This window comes from Clostridium aciditolerans, assembly GCF_016316925.1.
Lineage (GTDB): Bacteria > Bacillota > Clostridia > Clostridiales > Clostridiaceae > Clostridium_AM > Clostridium_AM aciditolerans.
Genome location: NZ_JAEEGB010000046.1, coordinates 1 through 1,439 on the forward strand (window position 1 = coordinate 1; position 1,439 = coordinate 1,439).

Annotated in this window: 1 rRNA gene; it reads left to right on the top strand. The window is 51.8% G+C overall.

The features are described 5' to 3' along the window. Positions 1 to 1,424: ribosomal RNA gene (locus I6U51_RS23200) — 16S ribosomal RNA — on the top strand; the annotation flags it as partial. Positions 1,425 to 1,439 lie beyond the last annotated feature (15 nt).

Sequence of the window (1,439 nt, forward strand, 5' to 3'; positions counted from 1 at the left end):
GGATTAGCGGCGGACGGGTGAGTAACACGTGGGTAACCTGCCTCAAAGAGGGGGATAGCCTCCCGAAAGGGAGATTAATACCGCATAACATTAGTTTTTCGCATGGAGAACTAATTAAAGGAGTAATCCGCTTTGAGATGGACCCGCGGCGCATTAGCTAGTTGGTGAGGTAAAGGCTCACCAAGGCGACGATGCGTAGCCGACCTGAGAGGGTGATCGGCCACATTGGAACTGAGACACGGTCCAGACTCCTACGGGAGGCAGCAGTGGGGAATATTGCACAATGGGCGAAAGCCTGATGCAGCAACGCCGCGTGAGTGATGAAGGCCTTCGGGTTGTAAAGCTCTGTCTTTTGGGACGATAATGACGGTACCAAAGGAGGAAGCCACGGCTAACTACGTGCCAGCAGCCGCGGTAATACGTAGGTGGCGAGCGTTGTCCGGATTTACTGGGCGTAAAGGATGCGTAGGCGGATTTTTAAGTGAGATGTGAAATACCCGGGCTTAACTTGGGTGCTGCATTTCAAACTGGAAGTCTAGAGTGCGGGAGAGGAGAGTGGAATTCCTAGTGTAGCGGTGAAATGCGTAGAGATTAGGAAGAACACCAGTGGCGAAGGCGACTCTCTGGACCGTAACTGACGCTGAGGCATGAAAGCGTGGGTAGCAAACAGGATTAGATACCCTGGTAGTCCACGCCGTAAACGATGAGTACTAGGTGTAGGAGGTATCGACCCCTTCTGTGCCGCAGTTAACACAATAAGTACTCCGCCTGGGAAGTACGATCGCAAGATTAAAACTCAAAGGAATTGACGGGGGCCCGCACAAGCAGCGGAGCATGTGGTTTAATTCGAAGCAACGCGAAGAACCTTACCTAGACTTGACATCTCCTGAATTACTCGTAATGGAGGAAGCCCTTCGGGGCAGGAAGACAGGTGGTGCATGGTTGTCGTCAGCTCGTGTCGTGAGATGTTAGGTTAAGTCCTGCAACGAGCGCAACCCTTATCATTAGTTGCTACCATTAAGTTGAGCACTCTAGTGAGACTGCCCGGGTTAACCGGGAGGAAGGTGGGGATGACGTCAAATCATCATGCCCCTTATGTCTAGGGCTACACACGTGCTACAATGGGTAATACAAAGAGAAGCAATACAGTGATGTGGAGCAAAACTATAAAATTACCCTCAGTTCGGATTGTAGGCTGAAACTCGCCTACATGAAGCTGGAGTTGCTAGTAATCGCGAATCAGCATGTCGCGGTGAATACGTTCCCGGGCCTTGTACACACCGCCCGTCACACCATGAGAGCTGGCAACACCCGAAGTCCGTAGTCTAACCGTAAGGAAGACGCGGCCGAAGGTGGGGTTAGTGATTGGGGTGAAGTCGTAACAAGGTAGCCGTAGGAGAACCTGCGGCTGGATCACCTCCTTTCTAAGGAGTCGACAA